This is a genomic window from Kitasatospora sp. NPDC048540, assembly GCF_040651175.1.
Classification (GTDB): Bacteria; Actinomycetota; Actinomycetes; order Streptomycetales; family Streptomycetaceae; genus Kitasatospora.
In genome coordinates this window covers 1-4,260 of sequence record NZ_JBEZIR010000240.1, presented here as the reverse complement: position 1 = coordinate 4,260, position 4,260 = coordinate 1, and the positions used below count along the sequence as shown (strand labels likewise).

The window sequence follows — 4,260 nt, the reverse complement described above, 5'->3', positions numbered from 1 at the left end:
CCCCTCCCGGCCCCGGACTTGCCCCCCGCGGGGCGGCGCCCCCGCCTACGGACCGCCACCCCCTGTGGGTGTGCCGGACGGACGGCGAAGGAATGCGGCGTTACGTGCTCCGTCGTTCAGCGAGGACGGGTGCGGGGGCCGGACCGGCCGAGTCCGCTCCGTCGTTGTCCGCAGCGGCCGCGGCATCGCTTCGCGCCCTGGCCACCTTGGCCGCCAGTGCCCGGAATTGCGGCTGGCGTTCCTTGAGTTGGGCCAGGAAGGGGGTGGCCAGACAGATCGAGGAGTAGGCCCCGACCGCAAGGCCGATGAAGAGCGCCAGGGCGATGTCGTTGAGGGTTCCGGCTCCGAGCATGCCGCCTCCGATGAAGAGGAGGGCGGCGACCGGAAGGAGCGCGAGCACCGTGGTGTTGACGGATCTGACCAGTGTCCGGTTGAGGGCGTGATTGGCCACCTCGCTATAGGTCCGGCGGTTCTGTTTCGCCAGCCCGCGGGTGCTCTCCTTCACACCGTCGAAGACGACGACGGTGTCGTAGAGGGAGTAGCCGAGGATGGTGAGGAACCCGATGACCGTGCCCGGCGTGACCTCGAACCCGACCAGGGCGTAGATTCCGACGGTGATCACGAGGTCGTGGACGAGCGCCACCAGGGCGGCCATGGCCATGCGCCACTCGAAGGCTATCGCCAGGTAGACGGTGACGAGTGCCATGAAGATGGCCAGCCCGTAAGCGGCTTTCTCGCTGATCTCCTTGCCCCAGCTCGGCCCCACGATCTGGGTGTTGATGTCCTCCGCGGGGACGCCCAGGCGCTGGGACAGCTCGCCGACCATCTGCTGCGGATCGGACTTCTCGTGGGAGCTGACCTGGATCCGGACCTGCCCGTTGTCGGTGGACTGCACCACTGCGGTGCTGTCGTGGGTGATCTCGTCGATCGCGTGCCGTGCCTGGTCCGCGCTGACCTGAGGTGCCGCCACCGTGTAGACGGAACCACCGGAGAACTCGATGCCGAAGCTCAGTCCGCGGACTCCGAGGCCGACCACCGAAGCCAGCAGGAGCAGGCCGGACAGGGCGTACAGCAGTTTGCGTCTGCCGATGAAGTTGATGCTGGTCTGGCCCGTGTGGAGGCGATGACCGAGGTTTCGGATGTTCATCATGGGTCTCAGGCCTCCTCGGCCGTCGGCTCGGTGGGTCGGCGGCGTGAGCGCCGGATCGTGCGGGCGTTGAGGCTGCGCGGGTCCAGGCCCGACCACTTGTGCCCGTTGGCGAAGAACTTGAGCCGGGCGAGCAGGACCATCAGGGGCTTGGTGAACAGGAAGATCACGACCACGTCCAGCAGGGTGGTGAGCCCCAGGGTGAAGGCGAAGCCCTGCACCTTGCCGACGGTGACGAAGTAGAGCACGGCCGCGGCGAGGAAGGACACGAAGTCCGAGACCAGGATGGTGCGTCGCGCCCGCGGCCAGGCACGCTGGAGCGCGGAGCGCAGTGGCGCGCCTTCGCGGATTTCGTCGCGGATGCGTTCGAAGTACACGATGAAGGAGTCCGCAGTGATGCCGATGGCGACGATGGCTCCGCAGACGGCCGGCAGGTTGAGCGCGAATCCGATGCTCGCGCCGAGAAGGCTCATGACGGAGTAGGTCAGCGCGGCGGACACCGCGAGCCCGGCCACGGACACCAGGCCGAGGCCTCGGTAGTAGGCGAGGGAGTACAGGACGACCAGCGCGAGACCGACCATTCCGGCGAGCAGGCCCGCGTGGAGCTGTTCACCGCCGAGTTGAGGGGAGACGGTGGTGACGTCGCTCTTCTCGAAGGCGAGCGGGAGCGCCCCGTAACTCAGGACGCTTGCCAGATCACGGGCCTGTTCCTGAGTGAAGGTGCCGGTGATTTGTGCGTTTCCTCCGGCTATGGGGCCGTTGACTGCCGGCGCGGAGACCACTTGGCCGTCCATGACGATGGCGAACTGGTTCTGCGGGGCGTCCTGCTGTGCCAGATGGCCGGTCGTGGCCGCGAACGACTTGCTGCCCTTCCCGTTGAACTCCAGGTTCACCTGCCACTGATTGGTGCTGGGGTCGATGGCCGCCTGGGCTTTGGAGATGTCGACGCCATCCACGGCGACCGGGCCGAGTGCGTACTTGGCGTAGGCACCGGATCGCTCGTCCTGTGCACAGGCCACCGTGTCGGCCTCGGGAGAGGCCTGGTGATCGGTACGCTGCGCAGCGTCCGTACAGTCAATGGTGTCGAACTGCTGCTTGATACTCGCAGGGGGCACGCCCATCCCGGGTGCGCCGCCAGGGGCTTGTTCCGCGAGAACCGGGCGGAAGAACAGCTTGGCCGTCTTGCCGACTTGGTCGATCGCATCCTGGGTGTTGCTGCCCTTGGGGATGTTGATGATGATGCTGCGGCTGCCCTGGGTCTGTACTTCGGCCTCCGAGACTCCCATCCCGTTCACACGCTTGTGGAGAATGGACACGGCGGTGTTCATGTTCTCCGGGGTGATGGCCGAGGATTCAGCCGGGTTCGCCGTAAGAGTGAGACTCGTGCCACCAGCAAGGTCGACGCCCAGTTTGGGTTTGGTGTGCCCGGTGGCGACCATGCCGGCCGCCAGGGCAGCAATGATCACGAGCACGAGGGCCAATACACGGCCGGGGTATCCGTCACGGGGTCGTCGTTTGAGTGTTGCCACGTTCTCGACTCTCTGTGTTCAGCGTTCACGTTGGCGGTGCCGTTGTCGTCGGCGGCTTCGCCTGGACGTGGCACGGGGCCGGACGGTTCCCAGGGCGTCACAAGTGCACGCCGCAGGGGTTCTTGCATTCCAGGATTGGTGACCGGCCACCGACGAGCCGTCCACCAAGCGGTGGATAGGGCGGGTGATCGGGGGATGGCTGCCGTCGGCGCGCAGCCGGGGCACGGGCCGTCCGCCGGGTGGTAAGCGTCGTCCTCAGCGGTCGCGGACACCAAGAGCTTGCTCCGCGGGCGTGGCGGACGGGGCCGGTACGGCAGGCCGCGCGACAATCGGGATAAAGGATCGGAGCGGAAGCATTAGTCTCGGAACTATGGGAGCGATGCGACAGGGACTCATCATTCGAACATTCATTCCATGCATGCCGACGCCCCGCGCCTACAGGCAATCTCAATGAGTGGATACCGGAAGGCCCTGATCGAGCTCGCCCTTCGGCAGGCCCTGCGTTCCCGCTGCCGCTACCGTGTGGGTGCCGTCCTGGGCGCCGGCAATCGCGTTCTCGCAGCTTCACCGAATCTGCGCCGGAACAACCCGGTCGTCGACTTCCGACATGCCACGTTCCATGCCGAGGAAGCAGTCCTACGCCGCTCGCGCCCGCTCCCGGGAAGCGTTCTTTACATCGCTCGCGTCAGTCGCGCGGAAATCCCGGCCATTGCCCGTCCCTGTCCGCGCTGCCAACGGAACCTGGCAGCTGCCGGCATCACCCGCGCCTACTACACGGCAGGCCCCGACCTGGTCCAGATGATCGACATTCCGGCCATCAAGCCACTCCCGTAGCAAGGAACTTCCCTGCTGCCGCACGGCTGCGCCCGGCCGGCCCCGCTCTCATCGGGTTCTACCGGCGGCGGCCCCCGCCGGTAGCAGGACGCAGCCCCGTCGGAGAACGCCGATGCCGACGCAGGCCCGTCCCAGGGCCGGCGCAGGCCAGACGGCGGCCCGTCGGCCACACGCTGGACCCGCCGGGGGTGTCGCGCTCAGAGCGTTACACGTCCGGCAGCACTCGGACCAGAAGTCGGTTCCAGCGCACGGACCGCGAAGGGGGCGCGGCGCGGCTCCCGGGTTCGAGCTCGCGGCGGCGTCCACCAGGAAGCCTGGTGCCCTCGACGCCGGGAGGGCCGCACTCGGGTCCGAGACGCTCTACCCGCCACACGCCCGGGGCCGTATCCTCTGACACCACCCGCCCGCCCCGTCGGCGTCCTCGGGGCGGGCGGGTGCGGGAGTATGCTCCGGCTTCGGCCTCGGCTGCTCCGGTGACAGACGGCCCGGCACCATCGGCTGCCAGCACGGCTCAGAGATGGGTGAACGGGTACTGAAGCCCCGCGTGGACAGTGGACCGGGCGGCGCACGGCGCGAGCGAGCCGAAACGAGCGATCCCGGCGGACAGCGGTCGAGGATCAGAATCAGAGGCTGCCGAGGGTGACGTCGACGGTCCTGGTCTGCCCGTCGCGCTGGTAGGTCACGGTGACCTTGGCGCCGGGCTGGAGCGAGGCCAGCGCGGTGGTGAGCGAGCCGATGGTGGTGATCTTC

Annotated in this window: 4 protein-coding genes; 1 reads left to right on the top strand and 3 read right to left on the bottom strand. The window is 67.8% G+C overall.

The window, feature by feature from the left end:
• Window positions 1-100 precede the first annotated feature (100 nt).
• Both secF and secD read right to left on the bottom strand, forming a co-directional pair.
• Window positions 101-1,150: a protein translocase subunit SecF gene (secF, locus tag AB0D08_RS40350; protein ID WP_359895347.1), complete on the bottom strand. Its 1,050-nt coding sequence runs from the start codon at window positions 1,148-1,150 to the stop codon at window positions 101-103.
• A gap of 5 nt (window positions 1,151-1,155) precedes the next feature.
• Window positions 1,156-2,586: a protein translocase subunit SecD gene (gene secD / locus AB0D08_RS40345; RefSeq protein ID WP_033818395.1), complete on the bottom strand. Its 1,431-nt coding sequence runs from the start codon at window positions 2,584-2,586 to the stop codon at window positions 1,156-1,158.
• Window positions 2,587-3,090: 504 nt separating this feature from the next.
• Here secD and AB0D08_RS40340 point away from each other — a divergent pair.
• Window positions 3,091-3,510 carry a hypothetical protein gene (locus AB0D08_RS40340; RefSeq protein WP_359895346.1) on the top strand — a complete coding sequence of 140 codons (420 nt, stop codon included), beginning with the start codon at window positions 3,091-3,093 and terminating at the stop codon, window positions 3,508-3,510.
• 623 nt (window positions 3,511-4,133) lie between these two features.
• Here AB0D08_RS40340 and AB0D08_RS40335 read toward each other — a convergent pair.
• A partial coding sequence (locus tag AB0D08_RS40335) for a PDZ domain-containing protein (RefSeq protein ID WP_359895349.1) occupies window positions 4,134-4,260 on the bottom strand: 127 nt, incomplete at its 5' end.

Bases quoted from the DNA above. Each gene is read 5' to 3' on its own strand.
- secF (WP_359895347.1), bottom strand. From the start codon at position 1,150: ATGATGAACATCCGAAACCTCGGTCATCGCCTCCACACGGGCCAGACC.
- secD (WP_033818395.1), bottom strand. From the start codon at position 2,586: ATGGTCGCCACCGGGCACACCAAACCCAAACTGGGCGTCGACCTTGCT.
- AB0D08_RS40340 (WP_359895346.1), top strand. From the start codon at position 3,091: ATGCATGCCGACGCCCCGCGCCTACAGGCAATCTCAATGAGTGGATAC.